The following is an 18,295-nucleotide window of genomic DNA, read 5'->3' on the forward strand; positions in this document are numbered from 1 at the left end:
GATTGGCCCAAAAAGCAAGGAGTCCGCGCCTAAGGCCTGCGGACTCCCGTTATGTGCAGGAAGCGGATCTCTTCAAATTCATAGGTGTTCAGCGGCCGGTTGTCGGCGTCATAGCTGTGGGCGGCCACCCAGATGTCGCCCAACGTCCTTGGCTGATCGGCGTATACCACCACAGGCGTATGCTGGAACTTCTCTCCGGAAAACCGCAGCTGCACCAGGTCGCCAGGCATCATCTGCTCCAATGAGGCCACCTCCGCTACAGGGCCGATGGATGCCTCTTTTCTGGTCAGAAACTGGAATAAAAAGGGCACTCCGGTCCAGGACGGGGATTTTTGATTGGCGTCGATATAATACCATCCATACGTGGGCAAAAAGTTCATTACGGAAGAGCCCGCATACAGGCACTGTGAGGCGAAATTCGTGCAGTCCCCTCCGATTTCATCATAGTTGTAAAAGGCCGGGTTCCGTCCAAAGGCCCACTGGTGAGCATAGGCCACAGCCGCCCGGCGGTCATAGGGCACAAGTTCCATCTGCTTCCCTCCCCATCGCAGTCTATGCATCAGGGCCAGGTGGGGTTCCTGTCCCACGGCCGGATGCTCGTGGGCCGCAATCTATAAAAAAGAAGGGCCGTACACTGGTACGGCCCTTCTTCTATAGGGAGCTTTATGCCTTGTGATCGCAGCCCAGGACGTCCACCAGCTTGTGGGCGACCATGGCCTTGATGGCCTCGCGGCCGGGCTTGAGATACTGGCGGGGGTCAAAGTGGTCGGGATGCTCGGCCAGATGCTCCCGGATGGAAGCGGTCATCGCCAGGCGCAGGTCGGAGTCGATGTTGATCTTGCAAACGGCCATGCGGGCGGCCTGACGCAGCTGATCCTCGGGAACGCCGATGGCGCCGGGCATATTTCCGCCGAATTGATTGATCTTGGCCACAAATTCCTGGGGCACGGAGGACGCGCCGTGCAGGACAATGGGGAAGCCCGGCAGGCGGCGGGAGACCTCCTCCAGGATGTCAAAGCGCAGCTGGGGCTTGGTGCCGGGCTTGAACTTGTAGGCGCCGTGGCTGGTTCCAATGGCAATGGCCAGGGAGTCGCAGCCGGATTTGGTGACGAACTCCTCCACTTCCTCCGGACGGGTGTAGGAGGAGTCCTCGGCGGAGACCTTTACATCATCCTCAATGCCGGCCAGGGTGCCTAACTCGGCCTCCACCACCACGCCGTGGTCGTGGGCATATTCCACCACCTGCTTGGTGACGGCGATGTTTTCCGCCATGGGCTTGGAGGACGCGTCGATCATCACGGAGGTGAAGCCGCCGTCGATGCAGGATTTGCAGAGCTCAAAGCTGTCGCCGTGATCCAGGTGCAGGCAGATGGGCAGGCCGGTCTCAATGACAGCCGCCTCCACCAGCTTCATGAGGTACGTGTGGTTGGCATACTTGCGGGCACCGGCGGAAACCTGCAGGATCAAGGGCGCGGACAAGTCCTTTGCCGCCTCCGTGATCCCCTGAATGATTTCCATGTTATTTACGTTGAAAGCACCGATGGCGTAACCGCCCTCGTAGGCTTTGCGAAACATTTCTTTTGATGTGACCAGAGGCATATCATCAGCTCCTATTCAAAATTTCGTTTTCATTCTATCATAAAATAAGAAAAATGCAAGAAATATTCCTGAAAAAACGAGGTAAACGATTGTCTAAATAGAAAGAACCTGTTTACAATTTAAAAAATGCGTGATATGATTAAGCTAACTTAGTATGTTATGGGAGGCTGTTTTTTATGAGTGAGTTGAAAGGCGCCTGCATCATCGGCCAGTCCGGCGGGCCGACCTCGGTCATCAACGCCAGCGCCTACGGCGTGATCGACACCGCGCTGCACAACCCCAGCATCACCCGCGTGTTGGGCGCGGAGCATGGGATCAAGGGCGTGCTGAACGACCGCCTGTTTGATATGGGCAAGGAGGACCCCAAAGAGTTAGAGCTGCTGAAATACACGCCCTCCTCCGCCTTGGGCTCCTGCCGCTACAAGATCGCGGACCCCGATGTGGACGACACCGACTATAAGCGTATTCTGGAGATTTTCAAAAAGTACGACGTTCGCTACTTCTTTTATAACGGCGGCAACGACTCCATGGATACCTGCAACAAAATCTCCAAATATATGCAGAAGGTGGGCTATGAGTGCCGTGTGATGGGCGTGCCCAAGACCATCGACAACGACCTCTACGGCACGGACCACTGCCCCGGCTACGCCTCCGCCGCAAAATACATTGCCACCTCCTGCATGGAGGTCTATCAGGACGCCCGGGTCTATGACACCGGGATGGTCTGCATCATTGAGATCATGGGGCGCCACGCCGGCTGGCTGGCCGCCTCCGCCGGCCTGGCCACGGAATTTGGAGCCGGCCCGGACCTCATCTATCTGCCGGAGACCAACTTCGATCTGGAGAAGTTCCTTTCCGACGTGGAGCGCATCTACAAGGAAAAGGGCAACTGCATGGTGGCGGTCTCCGAGGGCATCCATTATGCCGACGGCTCCTTTGTGTCTGAGGCAAAGACCTCTGCCACCGACGGGTTCGGCCACGCCCAGTTGGGCGGCCTTGCCGCGCTGCTGGCCAATGCGGTCAAGGAGCGTACCGGCGCCAAGGTCCGCGGCATTGAATTGAGCCTGCTGCAGCGCTGCGGAGCGCACCTGGCCTCTGAGACGGACATCGAGGAATCCTATATGGCCGGCAAGGCCGCGGTGGAAAACGCAGTCAACGGCATCACCGATAAGATGGTGGGCTTTGAGCGGGGCGTCCAGGGCGGCAAATACCTCTGCAAGACCAAACTGCTGAGCCTCTCCGAGGTGGCAAACACCGAAAAGAAGGTGCCCCGTGAGTGGATCAACGCGGAGGGCAACGGCGTTCAGAAGGCGTTCATCGACTACTGCCTGCCCCTGATCCAGGGCGAGCCCAATCTGCCCAAGCAGGAGTCCCTTCCCCGGTTTGCCAAATTGAAAAAGGTTCTGGCCAAATAAAAAAAGTCGCGCGGGAAATTCTCCCGCGCGACTTTTTTATTCAGAGAGCGGCTTCCGTCCCGTCCGGATGTCCTCCAACTCGTAGATGATGCAGCCTGTCATGGATGCCCCAACGGCTAACATGCAGCCCGCCACGTCAAGGATGCAGCCAAGGTAACCGGCCACAATCACGATCAGGGCGCAGATGAATGCCCGTTTCATACTTCCCCTCCTCCCTGCTTGTTCTTCTGATAGATCTGCCATAGGCCCTCCATCAGCAGGTATTTATCGTAGATGATGTCGGTTTTGCAGTAGCGCACGATCACGGGCGCATTGCCGCCGGTTGCCACAACCGTGACCGGCTGGCCCAACTGCTCTTCGATCCGCTGCACGATGCCGTCTATCATGGCGGCGGTGCCGTAGACGATCCCGGAGCGCATGCAGTCCTCCGTGTTTTTCCCGATGAGGCTCTTGGGGTGCTGAAGGGAGATATCCGGCAGCTGGGCGGCGTGGTCGGAGAGGGCGTCCAGTGAGATGCGCACACCCGGCAGCAGCAAGCCGCCCTGATAGGTCCTGTCGGCGGAGATGAGGCCGATGGTGGTGGCGGTTCCCATGTCGATCACCACCGCGGGCACCGGGTACTTTGCCAGGGCGGAGACCGCGTCCGCCACAATGTCGGCTCCTAATTGGGAGTGGATTTCCATCCGGATATTCAGCCCCGTCCTGACGCCGGGCCCCACCATCATGGGCGGCTTCCCCAGAAGCCGGGCCAGCGCCTTTTCCATCATGAAGTTCATAGGTGGCACCACACTGCAGAAGATGGCCCCGGTGACATCGGAGACGGAGTAGTGGTACAGGGTAAAGAGGTTCATGAGGTCAACGCTGATCTGGTCCGCCGTCTTTTTGCTGTCCGTATCCAAAGAGGCCAGGAAGCGCAGCTCCTTCAACTGGTCGAACAGCCCGATGGATGTGGTGGAATTTCCTATGTCAATAGCCAAAAGCATGTTGCTTCCTCCCTTTTATAAACTGTCTTTAGCATACCACGCCTGTCCCCTTCACGCAAGGAAAAAGCGCCGGCGTGCTTAGCACGCCGGCGCTCAAAGCAATATGCTCTTTTACAGGATGATGCAGATGAGACCGCCGCTGCCTTCGTTGATGATCCGCTGTAGGGTCTCCTGCAGCTTGTGCTGGGCGTCCTCCGGCATACGCTTGAGCTTTGTCTGAAGGTCTTCGTTGACCAACTCGTGGAAACTGCGCCCAAAGATGTTGGACTGCCAGATTTTGCTGGTATCCCCCTCGAATTCCTGAAGGAGGTAGTTCACCATGTCCTCCGACTGCTTCTCGTTGCCCACAATCGGCGAAACCGCCGTTTCAATGTCAGCCCGGATCATGTGGATGGAGGGTGCGCTGGCGCGGAGCCGGACGCCGTAGCGGCCGCCCTGCTTGACGATCTCCGGCTCTTCCAGCGTCAGCTCCTCGATGCCCGGCACCACAATGCCGTAGCCCTTTTCCTTCACGTCCCGCAGTGCGCCCGCAACCTTGTCGTACTCGGTCTTGATGGAGGCAAGCTGGGTCAGCAGGCTCATCAGGTCTCCGTCGTCCGTCACATGGAGGCCGGACTGCTCTGAGAGGGTCTGGTAGAAAAGTTCCCGGGGCAGCCGCAGCTCCGCGGTGGCAATTCCGGTTCCCAACTGGATGCTGAGGATCCTGGCATCCTGAATGGCATCATAGGCCCCCATGGTCTTGATGGCTGCATCCACCTCGCGGATGTGGTGCATCTGCCCTGTGGCCTCCCGGATGGAGGCGTACAGCCCGCTTTTAATGGGATGTTCATCCGGCAGCGCATCCACCCAGGGCGGCAGGAACAAATCCAGTTCCTGCATGGGGAATTCGTACAGCACCGCCTTGAGCAGCGCCGACACGTCGTTTTCCTCCAGCTCCAGGCAGTTCACCGGAATGCAGTTGACCTCGTAGCGGGAGGAGATATCCTTACTGATGGCCTGGGCCCGGTCAGAGCGGGGCTCAGAGGAGTTGAGCAGCACAATAAAGGGCTTCCCCAACTCCTGAAGCTCCCGGATAACCCGCTCCTCCGCCTCCAGGTAATCCTCCCTTGGAATCTCGGAGATGGTTCCGTCAGTAGTGATGACGATTCCAATGGTGGAATGCTCCGCAATGACCTTCCTGGTTCCAACCTCTGCCGCCTCGGTCATGGGAATCTCATGGTCGAACCAGGGGGTGGTCACCATGCGGGGCGCGTCATTTTCCGTCTGGCCAATGGCGCCCTTCACCATATATCCCACACAGTCGATCAGTCGGACGGAAAAAGCCGCGCCGTCCTCCAAAGAGATCTGGACCGCTTCCTCCGGTACGAACTTCGGCTCCGCTGTCATGATGGTCCGGCCGGACCCGCTCTGGGGCAGCTCATCCTTTGCCCGCTCTTTCCGATAGACGTTCTCAATATTGGGAATGACCTGCGTCTCCATAAAGCGTTTGATAAAGGTTGACTTGCCAGTGCGTACCGGCCCCACCACACCAATATAAATATCTCCGCCGGTGCGGGTGGCGATATTTTGATAAATACTCGTATTTGTCATATCATCCCGTCCTTTTCCACAGCTGCATTCTGCATGGTACATTTCTATGAACCAATATGGCCAAGTATTCCCAACCTTGTCATCCGAAACGCCTTTGTAAAAGCTGCACAAAGGAAAAAGGAATCCTTATGAAGTTTTTTCTACTTTTGATTATTTACATCATTGATTTATCATGGTAAACTGCTAATGTAGTAAACGACAAGGCAGTTACATTGAATGAATTGAATTGGAGGAAAGAATGATGAACAAGAAGAACATACTGGCCATGACTATGGCGGCGGTACTGATCCTTGGCCTGAGCGCCTGCGGCGGCAGCGGTTCCTCCGCCTCCGGAGGCAGCGCGTCTTCTGGCAGCGGCTCCGGAAGCGGTGCGGGAAGCTCCGCGGGCGGCGAGCGCACCACCTTCACTGTGGGTTTTGACGCAGAATATCCCCCCTACGGCTTTAAGGCCGATGACGGCAGCTACGTAGGCTTTGACCTGGACCTCGCCCAGGAGGTCTGCAACCGCAACGGCTGGGAGCTGGTCCGCCAGCCCATCGATTGGGACTCCAAGGATATGGAGCTGGATGCAGGAAACATCGATGTGCTCTGGAACGGTTTTACCATGACCGGCCGTGAGGATGACTACACCTGGGTCGGGCCCTATGTCAACAACTCCATCATGTTTGTGGTCCGTGCCGACTCCGGCATCACTGAAGCCTCCCAGCTCTCCGGCAAGCCGGTGGTCACCCAGTCCGGCTCCTCCGCCCTGACCGCTTTGACCGACGATCCCGGCGACGGCAGCAACGACGAGAACCTGGCCCTGGCCGCCTCCTTCTCTGCCCTGGATCAGGTGCCTGATTACAATACCGCTTTCATGAACCTGGAATCCGGCGTGGACGACGCCATCGCCGTGGACATCGGCGTGGCCAATTACCAGCTCAATACCCGCGGCAGCGATGTGTTCACCATGCTGGAAAAGCCCCTCTCCACCGAGCAGTACGGCATCGGCTTCAAGAAGGGCAATACCGAGCTGGCCGATCAGGTGAAGGCCACGCTGGATGAAATGTGGGAAGACGGCACCTTCATGGAGATCGCCACCAATGCCGCTGAGGCATATGACGCTCCCGAACTGGTTGACATGATCTGCTACGGCGAGTAAAATAACAGATATCTTCCGAGAGGAACGGCGGGAACATCCCGCCGTTCCTCTCGTGAACGCAGCAAGGAGAGAGAGCATGGATTTGGGTAATATCGTCCAACAGCTGGCAGGCGGGCTTTGGGCCGCTGTGCAGCTGTTCGTCCTGACGCTGGTGTTTTCCCTGCCGTTGGGCATGGTGGTGTGCTTTGGACGCCGTTCAGAGTGGGCGCCGTTCCGCCGCTGCGGAAAAGTGGAGGCCGGGCAGGAAGCGGGCCGGTGGGTCACCGCCCTGCGCCGTTTCCGGCCCGTACAACTGGTTTTCAAGTTTTTTATCTCCATCTTACGGGGCACTCCGCTGATGCTGCAGCTGATGGTGGTCTACTTTGGCCCATACTATCTCTTCGGGCTGAACCTCTCCGGCTACTCCCGGCTCCTGGCCGCAGTAATTGCCTTTACCATCAACTACGCCGCCTATTTTGCGGAAATCTACCGCTCCGGCATCCAGTCCATCCCTGTGGGCCAGAACGAAGCGGCCCAGGTGCTGGGCTACAGCCGCAGCCAGACCTTCCTGAAGATCATCCTGCCCCAGATGGTCAAGCGGGTCCTCCCCTCTGTGACCAACGAGGTCATCACGCTGGTGAAGGACACCTCATTGGCCTTTGTCATTGCCTATCAGGAGCTCTTTACCATCGCCAAGCAGATTGCAGCCGCCAAAACCACGGTGATGCCCCTGTTTGTCGCCGGTATCTTCTACTTCATTTTCAATGGCGTGGTGGCCTGGATCATGGAGCGCATCGAGCGCACCCTTTCCTATTACAACTGAGGAGTATCTGATATGAATGTAATGGAGTTAAAAAGCGTCCAGAAGACCTTTGACGGCCAGCTGGAAGTGCTCAGAGACATCAGTATCAGCGTGGAAAAGGGTGAAGTGGTGGCCATCATCGGCCCCTCCGGTTCAGGGAAATCCACCCTGCTGCGCTGTGCAACGCTGCTGACGCAGATGGACAGCGGCGAGCTCTCCTACCTGGGGGAAAAAGCCGCCTGGAACGACGAAAACGGCAAATCCGTATATGCCAGGGACCTGAAAAAAATTCGCAGCTACTTTGGCCTGGTATTCCAGAACTTCAACCTCTTCCCCCACTACTCTGTACTGAAAAACCTGATGGACGCCCCGATCTCGGTGGGCGGCCGGAATAAGGCGGAGGTAGAGCAGGAAGCAAGGGAGCTCCTGCAGAAGATGGGCCTGGGGGACAAGGCCGGGGCCTATCCCTGCCAGCTTTCCGGCGGACAGCAGCAGCGCGTGGCCATTGCCCGGGCCCTGGCCATGAATCCGGAGATTCTCTTTTTCGATGAGCCCACCTCAGCCCTGGACCCGGAGCTGACCGGCGAGATTCTGAAGGTCATCCGCCAGCTGGCCGAGGAGAATATGACCATGGTGATCGTCACCCACGAGATGGCCTTTGCCAGGGATGTGGCCGACCGGGTCATCTTCATGGACGGCGGAGTGATCGTGGAACAGGGCGACCCAAGAGAGGTTATCGGGAACCCCAGGGAGGAACGCACCCGCCAGTTTCTCTCCCGGTTTGCCAACTGAATCCAAAAAGAGCAGTCCAGAATTGGACTGCTCTTTTTTGTCTACACACGCTTTTTGGGGATCAGCAGCAGCCGGTCACAGGGGATGGCCGTTCCCTCCTCCAGTTCATTGGCGCTGAGAATATTGGCGCAGGTGGTGCGGTAGCGCTTGGCAAGATCCCACAGGGATTCCGACGGAGCAAGGCAGCGCAGCACGATGGAGGGCCGGTTGGTATCCTCCTGCGCGGCCTCCAGATCCACGTCTGCAGACATGACACAACTGTAGGATTTCTGCACAGCTGCCTCCGCGGAAAAATCCACCGGGAAGCGGATTTCGATCCCGCCTGAGGAGAGGCTGCCCATGGCGTCCTCCGGGCAGGCCGCCCGGGCCGTGATCTGGCAGTTCTCCGGGAACTCCATCTGACAGTTGACCTCCATCCGCCGCTCCGAGACCAGCGGGACCCCGCCCTCATCCAAATAGAGGGCATGGATGGACGCTGTGGTCCGCAGTGTGACGATCTCCCCCTCCCTGGAGTGGGTGACAGCGCCGCAGGAGACGGAGATGGCAAGAATGGTCTTGGCCACCACGCCGATCTCCAAAACCTCCCGGACGGTCTGCCGCCGGGAGACCGTGTCTATGTAGTCGGAGAGCTCCATGGGCGCGGCGTCATAGGTCATGGCATGGGCCGTGCTGTACAGGTCTGAAAGCAGCGTCAGCGTCTGCTCCTCGCGGAGCTGTGCCTGGGCGTGGAGGTAGAGCGTCACCGTCACGGTGTGGCCATCCTCCCCGATCTTGAATTCAGCGCCGGTCAGCTGCAGTGAAACGCTGCAAAGGGAGTCCTCGGCCGGAGCCTCCAGCTCAATGATCTGGGAGAAGGGCAGTTCGCCTCCCGCGGAATAGTACTGCTTTTCCGCCGCGGAGCAAAGCAGGGAAATGGTAAAGAGGCCTTTGATGATCAGCTTATTCCCAACGATCTTCGTCTCGCTGATCGAGTCTCTGACACTGGAGAGCAAAATCTCCTCAGCCGGGTTTTTTCCCGGTGAGATGTTCAGCTCATCGGAAAAGGTGAATTCTTTCTCCGCGATGGCGGTTACCGTATTCACCTTGGCCTCCTCTAACCGCTTCTCAATGCCCAGATCCGGCTCCGCTTCCACATCACTGCAATAGGGGCGCTCTGCCCTCCTGAAGCAGCACACACGGCTGGACAGCAGACACCTGGTGAACACTTTGCGGGGATTGGTCATGCGGGTCTCAATGGACTCAATCTCCGTCTTGACACTCAGATGCTCTCCTATCCCTTCTCCCTCCGTGGTAAAGGGCAGTGCAAATTCCAGGGACCGGATGCCCCCATCGTCTTCCGGAGTGTAAAGGACTGTTACTTTCACCGTTCCGGTAATCAGGATTTTGCCGTCTCGCAGCTCGCGGCTGTGCAGAAAAACCTTCCCGGCCGTGTCGATGATGCGGGCAATGTCCGGGCAGTAGTCCGGAACAATCGTCTCCAGGGTTTCCTCTTGCGTCAATGTCAAATCCGCCCCTGCTTCCCAGCAGTTCAGGCAAGCTTTTTTCAATTCCATATTTGTCCTCCTCAGCCGCTAATTCCTATCGAAAAGATATGAGCGGCTGGACAGGATTATTCGTGGATCTTAAAAATACGGCGCAGAATTCCGGACAGAGATTTGGGCGATTTCCAAACGACGATTTTCATGCAGTTCCTCCTTATCTTCTTCTCATACAGCCAATTCCGCAGGCAATCAGGAGCAGGGCAACGATAAACATCAGACAGCCCACCGGGAAAACAGCGGCAATCAATATTCCCAACCCCAGTGCCAGGGCGCAAAGCCCCAAAAAACAAATGCCGCCGCCATACATTTCCGCCCCCACACTCCTCTCTCGTTTGTTATCAGTATATACAGCGGAGACGCAAAAGGTACGAAAGGGCCCGCGGAAAAATTCCGCGGGCCCTCCTGCTATTTTTCCCACTCTTTCAGGGGCTTGAGTTCTTCATATAGCCGCAGGTAACTCTCATGCCGGCTTTTGGGAACCTTCCCCTCCCGGACCGCCTCCAGCACGGCGCAGCCCTTCTCCTTCGTATGGCTGCACCCGGTAAAGCGGCAGTGTTCCAGATAAGGGGCAAACTCCGGGAAGGTATTGGGCAGTTCCTGCTTCAGCTCCAGATTCAGCTCGTCGCTGTCAAAGGAGGAGAAGCCCGGGGAATCCACCACATCCGCCCCACACCCCAGATGGTAGAGCTCCACATGGCGGGTGGTGTGGCGGCCGCGGCCCAAGGCCTGGCTGACCTCCCCCACCTGAAGATGGAACTCCGGATCCAGTGCGTTTAAAATGCTGGATTTTCCTACGCCGGAGTTGCCTGTAAAGGCAGATAGCTTTCCATCGATTGCTTCTGTGAGCTGGTTGATTCCTTCCCCGCTCTCCGCACTGACCCGCAGCACCGGAAGGCCGGCGCTGCGGTAGATCTCATAGAGGTCGTCTGCCGGGTCCAGGTCGGTCTTGTTGATGCACACCAAGACCTCGCAGCCCTTCAGCACCGCAATGGCCGAGACCCGGTCGATCAGGTAGGGGTCCGTCTGGGGAATGGCATGGGAGGCGATGATGACCAACTGGTCGATATTGGCCACGGCCGGCCGGGCAAACTGGTTTTTGCGCGGTTCGATCCGCTCCACGTAGCCCTGGCCGCCCGGCAGCTCCTGCACCTCCACCCAGTCGCCAACCAGTGGGCTCAGGCCTTCCTTGCGGAACTTGCCCCGGGCCCTGCACTGGAGCAGCTGAGTCCCTGTATTTACATAATAAAAGCCGCTCAGGGCCTTTTGAATGCGCCCTCTGCTCAATTGAACGTAATCTCCCTGCTGTCGGACAGGACACCGTCAAAGTAGATGTCTACTGTGCTGGTCCCGCTGCCCTGAAGTTCATACGTATAGGTGCCCATGGAACAGCTCACCACCTTGTTGCAGACCTCCTGCCCGTCCTGCTCAATGACGATGGTGACCGTATCCCGGTCCTGAGGCAGGTTGATGGAAATCTGCTGGGAGGTGACTGTCTCGCCCCGGCTGATCTCAAAATTGATGGTGGTGCCTGGGTCCACGCTGGACAGGGCCTCCACATCCTGGTAGACCACATACCCTTTGGGAAGATCGCTCTCCACCTCGTCCACCCTGCCGCATTTCAATCCCAGCTGATCCAGAAGCTCTTTGGCCTTGTCAATGTGGCTGTTCAGGAAGGAGGGCACAGTGACCGGCTGGACCTCGGCGCCCTTGCTGATGGTCAGGGTAATCACATCGCCCTCGTGGAGCACCGTATCCTTCACCGGGTCCGTGGAGATCACATAACCAGGCGCATAGATGTCAGAAAACTCTTCAATGGGCTCTGCAACGCTCACTTCAATGCCCAAATTGCTCTTTTGCAGCTTGATGGTGGCCGCCCGGTATTCGTTGTTGACCAGATCGGGCATCACGGCGGTATTTTCACCCTCACTGACATAGACGCTGATCGGGATCAGCTCTCCGTCCGTGGACTTTTTGATGCTCTCGGCGGTGGGGTCCTGGGAGATGATCTCACCTGCTTCATATTCGCTGCTGTTTTTATAGCCCTTGACCTGGATTTCAAAGATATCCTTGACACTCTCCAGCTCGGACGCCTGCTCCACCGTGTAGCCCAGGAGGGCGGGAACCGTGTAGTCCACTGTAACCGGGCCGCTGAAGGAGTTCAAGATGAAACGGAACAGCAGCACAATCAGCACCAGGGCAGCGGCAAACGCCCCCACAATGATTCCGATCCGCTTGCCGTCTCCCCTTTTGTGCTGCTCCTGGCGAATGGGCGCAGGGGAATGGCGCTCCTGCCGCCGGGCGGCATCGGTGACCGGGCGGATGTACCGGGTGGGCTCGTCGGGTTCCTCGGGCTGTAAGTCCCTAAGGTTATACTCCAAGTCCACCTCCGGATTCTTGCGGAACGCATCTAAGTCAGCCACCATAGCGTCAGCGGTGGGATAGCGCTTCTGGATGTCGGGCGCCATGGCCCGCATGCAGATCAGTTCCAGCTGTTCCGGGATATCCGGGTTGATCTCCCGGGGTGGAAGCGGGATGGAGGAGAGATGCTGAATGGCAACGGAGACAGCGGAATCGCCTTCAAATGGCAGCCGCCCCGTCAGCATCTCGTAAAACACCACGCCAGCGGAGTAAATGTCGGACCGGGCGTCCGTGCGGTCGCCCCGGGCCTGCTCCGGCGAAATGTAGTGCACCGATCCCAGCGCCTCCTGGGTCAGGGTCTGCGCCGAATTTTCCAGGCAGGCAATACCGAAATCCGTCACCTTGACGCTGCCGTCCCGCAGCACCATGATATTCTGTGGCTTGATGTCCCGGTGGACAATCCCACGGCTGTGGGCGTGGCTCAGGCCTTTCATGATCTGGATCATAAAGTGCAGCGACTCCCGCCAGTTCAGCTGACCGCGCCGCTCCATGTACTGCTTGAGCGTAATTCCGTCAATCAGCTCCATGACAATGTATTCCACATCACCGCCCCGGGAGACGTCGTAGACAGAGACAATATTGGGATGGGAAAGCATGGCAACGGCCTGGGATTCGTCGTGGAATCTGCGGCGGAAGTCCGCGTCCCCGGTCAGATCACTTTTCAGGATTTTCACCGCAACCAGGCGGTTCAGGCGATGGCATTTTGCCTTATAGACAACAGCCATACCGCCGGTGCCGATCCGCTCCAAAATCTCATAGCGGTTATCCAGCATCTGTCCGATATACTGATCCATTCCAGTTCCTACCTTTCTCAGTTGTTCTGCATCAGGACAATGGTCACGTTGTCCGGCGCACCCTGGCTCTTGGAGATTTCCAGCAGCCGGTTCAGACACGAGTCCACATCCTCACTGTGAATGACTTCAAAAAGCATCTCCTGGTCGGTGACCGTGTCCACCAGACCATCGGAACAGAGCAGCACAAAGTCATTTTTTTCCAAGGGGCAGATGAAGCCGTCGCAGATGGTGGTCATATCCGGCCCCAGCGCCCGGGTAATCAGGTTTTTGTTGGGGTGGCGGCGGGCCTCCTCCTCGGTGATGTCCCCGCGCTCCACCATGTTCTCCACCAGGGAATGGTCCCGGGTGATGCGCTGGATGCCGTCCTCGGTGATGTGATAGGCCCGGCTGTCTCCCACGTTGCTGACCACCACCCCGCCCGGATAGGCGATGGCGGAGACCAGCGTGGTGCCCATGCTGCGGTATTCCTCCGACTGCTGGGCCGCCCGGCGCACCTCGTCGTTTGCCAGGGAGACGGCATAGGAGGATGCCTCCCGCAGCTGCTCCGGCGTCATGTCCTCACGCAGCACCTTCTTCAGCTCCGCCACGTATGTAGACACGGCGATGCTGCTGGCCAGCCGTCCGCCGTTGGTTCCGCCCATTCCGTCGCAGACCACGCAGACGGTGGTGGGCTCCTCCGCAATGGCATAGGCGTCCTGGTTTTCCTTTCGGACCAGGCCCACATCTGTAATGCCCCAAACTTTCATTGTTGATGCTCCTCCTCCATGGCCTTTCTACGGAGCTGCCCGCAAGAAGCGTCGATGTCGCCGCCCAAACTGCGCCGCACGGTTGCCGTGATTCCATGGGACTCCAGCCGCTTTTGAAACGCGGCAATCCTCCGGCTGGGCTTCAAAGGGCTTTCCACCACGTCGTTGAGCGGGATCAGGTTCACATGTCCCGGCATGCCGCGGATTTTTTTTGCAATCAGGTCCGCCTGATAGTCGTTGTCGTTGACGCCGTCGATCATGGCGTATTCAAAAGAAATACGCCGGCCCGTCTTTTTGAAATAGCGGTGGCAGGCATCAAAGAGCCGGTCCACATCGTACGCCCGGTTCACCGGCATGATCCGGGAGCGGGTCTCGCTGTCCGGCGCGTGCAGGGAAACCGATAACGTCAATTGTAATCCCAAATCCGATAATCTGTCAATGCCGGGGATGATCCCGCAGGTGGACAGGGAGATGTGGCGCATCCCGATGTTCAGGCCATCCGGGTGATTGACCAGCTCCAAAAACCGCAGCACATGGTCTAAGTTGTCCAGCGGCTCGCCAATGCCCATCAGCACAATGTTGGACACACTCAAACCCGAGTCCTTTTGGGTGAAAATCACCTGGTCCAAGAGTTCGGATGGTGTTAAGTCTCTTACCTTGCCAGCAATTGTGGAGGCGCAGAAAGCGCAGCCCATCCGGCAGCCGACCTGGGAGGAGATGCAGACGGTGTTCCCATGATGATACTGCATGAGGACGGACTCGATGCAGTTGCCGTCCCCTAATTCCCAGAGGTATTTGATGGTGCCGTCCTGAGCTGAAACCTGCTTCCGGGCCACCTGGGGCACAGTGAGCAAATACTCCTCCTTCAGCTTTTCCCGCAGCGCTTTGGAGAGATTGGTCATCTCATCAAAGGAGGTGACGCCCCGGTGGAGCCAGGTGAACACCTGCTTTCCCCGGAAGGCAGGCTCTCCCCGCTGCCGAAGCGAATCGGTCAGCTCATCGAGCGTCATGGATTTGATGTCAATCATGGTCAGTCCTTCTCATACGGCAGATGTAAAACCCGTCGGTCCCGTGGCGCTGGGGCCATAGGGTCAGTTCTCCTGTCTCCGCCCGGCCCAGCGGCAGGGAAAACGGCTCTTTGGAAAACTGGGGATGGGCGCTCAAAAAGACGTCCGTCACCCCTTCGTTTTCTTCCGGGAGGATGGTGCAGGTAGAGTAGACCAGAGTGCCGCCCACCTTCACGTACCGGGCGGCGTTTTCCAAGATGGCGCGCTGGATCTGGGGCAGTCCGGAGAGGTCCGCCGGGTTTTTATAGCGGATGTCCGGCTTTTTGCGAATGATCCCCAGTCCGGAGCAGGGCGCGTCCACCATAACGACGTCCGCAGCTTCCAGCCAGTCCTCCCTGAACACACGTCCGTCCTGCAGCATGGGCTCCATATTCTCAATACCCAGGCGCTTTGCCCCGGCCTCCATCAGTTTCAGCTTGTGGGCATGGATGTCGCAGGAGAAGATGCGCCCCTTCCCTTCCATCAAAGCCGCTGCGGCAAAGGACTTTCCGCCGGGTGCGGCGCACACGTCGATCACTGTCCCATGGGGCTGGGCCGCCAGAACCGCCAATTTGGCACCGGCGTCCTGAACCCAGAATCCCCCGTCGGCAAAGGCGGCCAGAGACGCCAGGTTCCCTGTCCCGGAGAGGATGAGGCAGTGGGAGAGCCAGGGGTGATGTTCCGCCTCCACGCCTTCCGCCTTCAGAGCGTCCATCAGCTCCTCTGCGGAGGTCTTCAGCGTATTGGCCTGGACGGTCAGCGGAGCGGGACGGTTATTTTCCTTTAAAAAGTCTTCCGCCTCCTCCGCTCCCAAGAGCGCGATCAGTCGCTCCACCAGCCATTTGGGGTGGCTGTAGCAGACGCTCAGCCGCTCTTCCTGGGATTCGGGCAGCTCCAGAGGCTTGTCCTTTTCCCGGGAAATCTTCCGCAGCACAGCGTTGACCAGGCCGGCTGCCCGGGCTTTTCCGTGGGCCTTTGATAGCTCCACGGATTCATTGACCGCGGCGCTGTCCGGAATCCGGTCCAGGAAGAGGATCTGATAGGCCCCGATGCGGAGGATGTCCAAAAGAATAGGCTCCAACTGTTCCGGCCTTTGGGAGCAGTATTGGCCCAGATACCTGTCCAGGAGGATCCGGTTCTGCATCACACCGTAGACAATGTGGGTGGCCAGCTTGGCGTCAGGGCCATTGAGCCGGTCTTTGCCGATGGCGCTCTTCAGCGCACCGTCAGCCCATGCGCCGCCCTGGCGGCAGGCGGTCAGCACCTGAAGCGCCGTCTCACGGGCAGAGGCCCTCATCGGCTGCCTCCTCCCCTCCGGTTGCCTCCGCTGCGGCTGAGGAAGATCAGCAGATAGCGCAGCAGCTGCAGCAGCGACATCAGCAGCGCGGCCACATACGTGAGGGCCGCGGCCCGAAGGACCTTCTTCGCTCCGCCAATCTCCTCTTCATCCAGAAGGCGCTCTCCCTCGATGGTCTCTATGGCCCGGCGGGAGGCGTTGAACTCCACGGGCAGCGTAACCAGCTGGAAGAGCGTGGTCAGGGAGAAGAGGACAATGCCGACAAGGAAAAAGGGCTGGCTGTAGAGGAAAATCCCCAGAAACAACAGGACGAAAGAAAACTGGGAGCCGATCCTGGTGGCCGGGACAATGGCCTGGCGCAGCCGGACCGGGGCGTACCCCTCCGCATACTGCACCGCATGGCCGGCCTCGTGGGCGGCAACGCCCACCGCCGCAATGGTCGGGGCGTTGAACACAGATTCCGAGAGATAGATGGTGTTGTCCCTGGGATCATAGTGATCCGTCAGCTCGCCCCGGACGCAGCGCACCGGCACATCCATCACCCCGTGGGAGCGAAGCACCCGCTGCGCGGCTTCCGCGCCGGTGAGGCGGCGGCTGTTGTTGCGGGCACTGTAGCGCCGGAAGGAGCCGGAAACCTGGGCCTGGGCCCAGAGGGACAGGATCAGCACAGGAATCAGCAAAACCCAATAGACGTTCTGGGCAAAGAAATAGGCATAGTCGTGATACATAAACCCTCACTCAAACATTGAGAGGATGTCCTCTCAGATAGTCGGCGGCAGACATCCGCTTGCCGCCCTCAGCCTGCAGCTCCTGGATCAAAAGGCTTTTCCCATCTCCGCAGGCAATTTCAATCCCCTGCTTCCCGGCGGACAGCACTGTGCCGGGAGCGGCGGAGGTATTGCCGCCTGCCGCCGCATGAAACAGCTTAAATTTCGTCTCCCCGATCTGGGCCACCGCGCAGGGCCAGGGAATCAGTCCCCGGATCTGGTTGATGATCTGCCCGCTCCCCCGGCTCCAGTCCACGGGAGAGAGCTCCCGGGAGAGCATGGGTGCGTAGGTAAAAGCGGAGTGATCCTGGGGCGTGCGCCGGGCTGTGCCGCTTTTCAGGGCAGAAACCGCACTGGAGAGGGCTTCCGCCCCTAATTCCGCCAGCCGTGCGGTCAGCTCCTGGGCGTTTTCCTCAGGCCCAATGGGCGTGGTAACCTGGGAGATCACATCACCGGCGTCCAACTCCTTGGCCATATACATGATGGACACGCCGGTCTCTGCCTCTCCGTTCAGGATGGCCCAGTTGATGGGAGCCGCGCCCCGGTACTTGGGCAGCAGCGAGGAGTGGACGTTGATGGAACCGTAGGGCGGCACGTTCAGGATGTCCTCCGGCAAAATCCTGCCGTAGGCTGCCACCACAATGAGTTCAGGCTGCAGCTCCCGCACAGTCTTCAGCGCCGTGCCGTCCTTCATCTTAAGAGGCTGATAAACCGGGAGGTTCTGGGAAACCGCATACTCCTTCACTGGTGAAAAGGTCATTTTCATACCCCGGTTTTTGGGCTTATCCGGCTGGGTGAACACGCCGCAGAGCTCGTGTCCATCCTCCACCAGACGGCGCAGGGACGCCACCGCAAACTCCGGGGTTCCCATGAACAGAATTCTCATTCGTCTGCTTCCTCTTCTTCCAGATACTCCTGCAGCTCCTCCTCCGTCAGGAAGTGGTCCACATGCTCCGTAAACAGATGGCCGTCCAGGTGCTCCAGCTCATGGCAAAATGCCCGGGCGGTCAGCCCCTCCCCCTCCGTTTCAAACGGGGCGCCGTTCCTGTCGCAGGCGCGTACCCGGACCACGTTGGGCCGGGTCACGATCCCCCACTTGCCGGGGACGCTGAGGCAGCCCTCCAAGCCGGTCTGCTCACCGCTGCTAAAGACGATCTCCGGGTTGATCAGCTCAATGACCTCCCCTTCGTCGTCAATCACGATGCAGACCCGGCGCAGCACGCCTACCTGCGGGGCGGCCAGGCCCGCGCCGTTGGCGTCGCGCAGCGTTTCCGCCATATCATCCAACAGGGTATGCAGCCTCTGGTTGAAGTCTGTCACCGGGCGGCAGACCTTATTCAGACACTCATCGCCCTTTTCCACAATCTTTCTCAAAGCCATACTGA

The 18,295-nt window shown here is 58.6% G+C and carries 18 protein-coding genes; 4 read left to right on the plus strand and 14 right to left on the minus strand.

Annotated elements, in window-relative coordinates; translation table 11 throughout:
• Positions 1–29: 29 nt before the first annotated feature.
• Entirely contained in the window at positions 30–530 is a 501-nt protein-coding gene (locus tag H8790_RS06170; RefSeq protein ID WP_187334009.1) for an amidase domain-containing protein, read from the minus strand.
• 133 nt (positions 531–663) lie between these two features.
• Entirely contained in the window at positions 664–1,599 is a 936-nt protein-coding gene (gene fba, locus H8790_RS06175) for a class II fructose-1,6-bisphosphate aldolase (RefSeq protein WP_187334010.1), read from the minus strand.
• 176 nt (positions 1,600–1,775) lie between these two features.
• Here fba and H8790_RS06180 point away from each other — a divergent pair, with 176 nt between their 5' ends.
• On the plus strand, positions 1,776–3,014 hold the full coding sequence (locus tag H8790_RS06180) for a 6-phosphofructokinase (RefSeq protein ID WP_187334011.1): 1,239 nt from the start codon (positions 1,776–1,778) through the stop codon (positions 3,012–3,014).
• 36 nt (positions 3,015–3,050) lie between these two features.
• Here H8790_RS06180 and H8790_RS06185 read toward each other — a convergent pair whose 3' ends face one another.
• The 3 genes from H8790_RS06185 to spoIVA form a co-directional block, all read right to left on the minus strand.
• Complete coding sequence (locus tag H8790_RS06185) at positions 3,051–3,215, minus strand: hypothetical protein (RefSeq protein ID WP_187334012.1); 165 nt, start codon at positions 3,213–3,215, stop codon at positions 3,051–3,053.
• Positions 3,212–3,997, minus strand: coding sequence for a type III pantothenate kinase (locus H8790_RS06190; RefSeq protein WP_187334013.1), 786 nt, complete (start codon positions 3,995–3,997; stop codon positions 3,212–3,214). Before H8790_RS06190 ends, H8790_RS06185 begins: the two co-directional genes overlap by 4 nt.
• A gap of 111 nt (positions 3,998–4,108) precedes the next feature.
• Positions 4,109–5,587 carry a stage IV sporulation protein A gene (gene spoIVA, locus H8790_RS06195; protein WP_187334014.1) on the minus strand — a complete coding sequence of 493 codons (1,479 nt, stop codon included), beginning with the start codon at positions 5,585–5,587 and terminating at the stop codon, positions 4,109–4,111.
• A 241-nt stretch (positions 5,588–5,828) separates the two neighbouring features.
• On the opposite strand from spoIVA, the gene H8790_RS06200 reads away from it, so the two are divergent.
• The 3 genes from H8790_RS06200 to H8790_RS06210 all read left to right on the plus strand — a co-directional run bounded on the left by H8790_RS06200 (position 5,829) and on the right by H8790_RS06210 (position 8,301).
• Positions 5,829–6,728 (plus strand): amino acid ABC transporter substrate-binding protein, encoded by a 900-nt coding sequence (locus H8790_RS06200; RefSeq protein WP_404821715.1) that lies wholly within the window; start codon positions 5,829–5,831, stop codon positions 6,726–6,728.
• 76 nt (positions 6,729–6,804) lie between these two features.
• Positions 6,805–7,530, plus strand: coding sequence for an amino acid ABC transporter permease (locus H8790_RS06205; RefSeq protein WP_187334016.1), 726 nt, complete (start codon positions 6,805–6,807; stop codon positions 7,528–7,530).
• A 12-nt stretch (positions 7,531–7,542) separates the two neighbouring features.
• Entirely contained in the window at positions 7,543–8,301 is a 759-nt protein-coding gene (locus H8790_RS06210) for an amino acid ABC transporter ATP-binding protein (protein WP_187334017.1), read from the plus strand.
• 41 nt (positions 8,302–8,342) lie between these two features.
• On the opposite strand, the gene H8790_RS06215 is transcribed toward H8790_RS06210, so the two are convergent.
• From H8790_RS06215 to def, 9 genes are all read right to left on the minus strand, one after another.
• A complete protein-coding gene (locus tag H8790_RS06215) occupies positions 8,343–9,854 on the minus strand; it encodes a DUF3794 domain-containing protein (RefSeq protein ID WP_187334018.1) in 1,512 nt (503 codons plus the stop codon).
• Between the two features lie 393 nt (positions 9,855–10,247).
• On the minus strand, positions 10,248–11,126 hold the full coding sequence (gene rsgA, locus H8790_RS06220; RefSeq protein WP_187334019.1) for a ribosome small subunit-dependent GTPase A: 879 nt from the start codon (positions 11,124–11,126) through the stop codon (positions 10,248–10,250).
• Positions 11,123–13,054 (minus strand): Stk1 family PASTA domain-containing Ser/Thr kinase, encoded by a 1,932-nt coding sequence (pknB, locus tag H8790_RS06225; protein ID WP_187334020.1) that lies wholly within the window; start codon positions 13,052–13,054, stop codon positions 11,123–11,125. The genes rsgA and pknB overlap by 4 nt, the downstream gene beginning before the upstream one ends.
• 17 nt (positions 13,055–13,071) lie before the next feature.
• The gene (locus H8790_RS06230; RefSeq protein WP_187334021.1) at positions 13,072–13,800 is read right to left on the minus strand and encodes a Stp1/IreP family PP2C-type Ser/Thr phosphatase; all 729 of its coding nucleotides are present in this window, start codon (positions 13,798–13,800) and stop codon (positions 13,072–13,074) included.
• Positions 13,797–14,828: a 23S rRNA (adenine(2503)-C(2))-methyltransferase RlmN gene (gene rlmN / locus H8790_RS06235; protein ID WP_187334022.1), complete on the minus strand. Its 1,032-nt coding sequence runs from the start codon at positions 14,826–14,828 to the stop codon at positions 13,797–13,799. The genes H8790_RS06230 and rlmN overlap by 4 nt, the downstream gene beginning before the upstream one ends.
• Positions 14,821–16,143 carry a 16S rRNA (cytosine(967)-C(5))-methyltransferase RsmB gene (gene rsmB, locus H8790_RS06240; protein ID WP_187334023.1) on the minus strand — a complete coding sequence of 441 codons (1,323 nt, stop codon included), beginning with the start codon at positions 16,141–16,143 and terminating at the stop codon, positions 14,821–14,823. The genes rlmN and rsmB overlap by 8 nt, the downstream gene beginning before the upstream one ends.
• Positions 16,140–16,871, minus strand: a complete 732-nt coding sequence (locus tag H8790_RS06245) for a zinc metallopeptidase (RefSeq protein ID WP_187334024.1) — start codon at positions 16,869–16,871, stop codon at positions 16,140–16,142. Before H8790_RS06245 ends, rsmB begins: the two co-directional genes overlap by 4 nt.
• Before the next feature lie 10 nt (positions 16,872–16,881).
• Positions 16,882–17,796, minus strand: a complete 915-nt coding sequence (gene fmt, locus H8790_RS06250; protein ID WP_187334025.1) for a methionyl-tRNA formyltransferase — start codon at positions 17,794–17,796, stop codon at positions 16,882–16,884.
• The gene (def, locus tag H8790_RS06255) at positions 17,793–18,290 is read right to left on the minus strand and encodes a peptide deformylase (protein WP_187334026.1); all 498 of its coding nucleotides are present in this window, start codon (positions 18,288–18,290) and stop codon (positions 17,793–17,795) included. The genes fmt and def overlap by 4 nt, the downstream gene beginning before the upstream one ends.
• Positions 18,291–18,295: the final 5 nt, after the last annotated feature.

Origin of the sequence: Oscillibacter hominis (assembly GCF_014334055.1) — a bacterium.
Classification (GTDB): Bacteria; Bacillota; Clostridia; order Oscillospirales; family Oscillospiraceae; genus Oscillibacter; species Oscillibacter hominis.